Genomic DNA, 2,855 nt, shown 5'->3' on the forward strand with positions numbered 1-2,855 from the left:
CGCTACGTCGTCTACCACGAGGTCGCGCACCAGTGGTTCTACGCTCAGTTGGGCAACGATCAGCAGCACGAGCCCTGGCTGGACGAGGGCTTCGCCGACTTCGCCGCGCGCTGGCTGATGGGCATCGACGAGCGGCAGTGCTCGACGCGACCGGTGGACAGCGACGTCTTCGCCTGGCCGGCGGGTCCCGTCACCGGCGGCGACTGGTCCAGTTGCGACGGCTACTTCCACACCGTCTTCTATCGCGGCACCGAGTTCCTCAACGTGATCCGCGCGGCCATGGGTGATGAGGCCTTCTTCGCCGCCATGCGGGACTGGGTGGTGCGACATCGATACGGCTTCGTCACGGGCGAGGCCCTCCTGCGCCACCTGCAGGCCGCGACGCGGGTGTCATTGGCCCCGATCTATCGAGCGTATCTCGCCCATCCGCCCCTGCCTCGGCGCACGCCTCCGATCGGGGTGATGCCGTTCTGATCGGTCAGCTGGCCGACTTGGCGGCCAGGTTGACGAGGGATGCCGCCAGGGCGTCGGTCAGCAGGGCCAGGCGCGCCAGGTTCACGTTGGTCAGGGTGTCGCAGGCCTTGTGACTGCACGGGTCCGCTGGCTGGCCCGCGATCGCCCCGTGGCGCGTGGCCTGTTCGGGCGTCACCGGCTCGATGCCACCGGCGAACAACCCGCCGGTCGGGATGCCGGCCTCGGTGAACGGCCCGTGGTCGGAGTCGCCGGCGAGATCGATCGGCTCCCATGGCCGACCGCGCAGTCGGAAGTAACCGGAGATGACGTTGGTGATCGCATCCGATCCTGGTGCAGCCCCGGGCTCGTCGTACACGAATGTGATGCCGTTGGGTGATCCGATCATGTCGGCGTTGATGTAGGCCCGGATCTCGGCGCGCGCGTCGGCGTCGAGCGAGGCGACGTATGCCGCGGAACCGAATGGCCCGCCCTCCTCCGCGCCCCAGAACGCGAAGCGAACGGTCAGGATCGGCGCGGGCAGCCGGATCAGTGCCCGGGCGATGGACAGCAGCGCGACCACGCCGGTGGCGTTGTCGTTCATGCCGGGGCTGTCCGCCACCGAATCGAGGTGCGCGCCGAGGATCAGCACGCCGCTTCCCGTGCCGGCACGTTCGACCAGCAGGTTCTGGCTCTGCTGGCCATCGGCCGGGAATCCGACGATGTCGGCCTCGTAGCCTGCGGCGGTCAGTTCACGGACGACGTAGTCCAGGGAGTCATCGAACCCGGCCGTACCGGTTGCGCGGCTGCCACCGAAGTCGTCGGCCACCTGGGCGATGGCGGCCAGGTCATCGGACATGACGTTCGGGTCCAGCAGCGAGGACAGGGCCGTCGCGGTCAGCTCCGGTGCCGGCGTCGGGGACGGTCGGCTGACAACGGACTGGCTGGGCGTCTGGTTGGCCGGAGGTGTGGGGCTGGCCGATGGCGACGGCGTCGAGCAGCCGGCGACGACGACCGCGGCCACCAGGAGGCAGGTGGTGGACGGAGCGCGCGTCATCGCGGGCATGCTACCGGATGGTGGAGGAATCAGTCTCTGACGCTGGCAGGATATGCCGGGCGGCAGGCGGGGGACGGACTTCGGATGCCGATCAGGCCAGCCGTTCGTACGCGCCGAGCGTCAGGAACTCGGTGAACTCGTCGGACAGCACCAGCTCGTCGAGCAGCGTGGAGGCGTCGGACCACGGGGCGGACGGTGAGCCAGCACGCAGCGCGGCGAGTTCCTGGTCGCGGATGGCACGGTAGCGCTCGGCGGTCAATGGGGCACCATCATCGAGCGGCACGCCGTGAACGCGCCATTGCCACAGCTGGGAGCGGCTGATCTCGGCGGTGGCCGCGTCCTCCATCAGGTTATTGATGGCCGCCGCGCCGTTGCCCGACAGCCACGAGGCCAGGTACGCCAGCCCGACCGACACGTTGGCGCGTACGCCGGCCTCGGTGACCGCGCCGCCGGCGATCCGGACGTCGAGCAGGTCAGCGGCGGCGGTGCGCACCTCGGCGCGCAGCCGGTCCTTCTGGTTCGGACGCTCGCCGAGCACGCTGTCGAAGACCTCGCGCGCCACGGGCACGAGGTCGGGGTGGGCGACCCAGGTGCCGTCGAATGCGTCGGTTGACTCGCGCTCCTTGTCCTCGCGAACCTTCGCGAGCGCCAGCGCATTGGCCTCGGGGTCGCGGCGCGAGGGGATGAAGGCCGCCATGCCGCCGATGGCGTGCGCGCCGCGCCGATGGCACGTGCGCACCAGCAGCTCGGTGTAGGCGCGCATGAACGGCACGGTCATGGTGACCTGCGATCGGTCCGGCAGCACCATGCTGGCGTGCGAGCGGAACTTCTTGATCATGCTGAAGATGTAGTCCCAGCGACCGGCGTTCAGGCCTGCCGCGTGGTCGCGCAGCTCGTACAGGATCTCGTCCATCTCGAACGCGGCGAGGATCGTCTCCACCAGCACCGTGGCGCGGATCGAGCCCTGCGGCACGCCGAGCGCCTCCTGGGCGGCGATGAAGACGCGGTTCCACAACGCGGCCTCGACGTGGCTCTCGAGCTTGGGCAGGTACAGGTAGGGACCCGAGCCTCGATCGAGCAACTCGCGCGCGTTGTGGAAGAACCACAGCCCGAAGTCGAACAGGCTGGCGCTGATGGGCCGGCCATCGACCAGCACGTGCGCCTCGACCAGGTGCCAGCCGCGCGGGCGCACGCAGAGTGTGGCGATGCGGTCGTTGAGGGCATACGCCTTCTCATCGGTCTGGTGGGTGAGCGTTCGGCGCACGGCCTGTGAGACTGCCCAATGGCCGGTCACGACGTTGTCCCAGGTCGGGGACAGGGCATCCTCGAAGTCGGCCATGAAGACCGA

Annotated in this window: 4 protein-coding genes; 2 read left to right on the plus strand and 2 right to left on the minus strand. The window is 69.3% G+C overall.

Annotated features, from left to right (window positions below; translation table 11 throughout):
* Window positions 1-474: hypothetical protein (locus IT306_09320; GenBank protein MCC7368611.1), on the plus strand; the 474-nt coding region annotated here is incomplete at its 5' end.
* Window positions 475-478: 4 nt separating this feature from the next.
* On the opposite strand, the gene IT306_09325 is transcribed toward IT306_09320, so the two are convergent.
* A complete protein-coding gene (locus IT306_09325) occupies window positions 479-1,309 on the minus strand; it encodes a M20/M25/M40 family metallo-hydrolase (protein MCC7368612.1) in 831 nt (276 codons plus the stop codon).
* Between IT306_09325 and IT306_09330 the strand changes: the two genes are divergently transcribed.
* Window positions 1,308-1,547, plus strand: coding sequence for a hypothetical protein (locus IT306_09330; protein ID MCC7368613.1), 240 nt, complete (start codon window positions 1,308-1,310; stop codon window positions 1,545-1,547). The two genes, IT306_09325 and IT306_09330, sit on opposite strands and share 2 nt — an antisense overlap.
* A 51-nt stretch (window positions 1,548-1,598) precedes the next feature.
* Here IT306_09330 and aceB read toward each other — a convergent pair.
* A partial coding sequence (aceB, locus tag IT306_09335; protein ID MCC7368614.1) for a malate synthase A occupies window positions 1,599-2,855 on the minus strand: 1,257 nt, incomplete at its 5' end.

The sequence above is a fragment of the Chloroflexota bacterium genome (genome assembly GCA_020850535.1).
In the GTDB taxonomy this organism is placed as follows: domain Bacteria; phylum Chloroflexota; class UBA6077; order UBA6077; family JACCZL01; genus JADZEM01.

Bases quoted from the DNA above. Each gene is read 5' to 3' on its own strand.
- IT306_09330 (MCC7368613.1), top strand. From the start codon at position 1,308: ATGACGTTCGGGTCCAGCAGCGAGGACAGGGCCGTCGCGGTCAGCTCC.
- IT306_09325 (MCC7368612.1), bottom strand. From the start codon at position 1,309: ATGTCCGATGACCTGGCCGCCATCGCCCAGGTGGCCGACGACTTCGGT.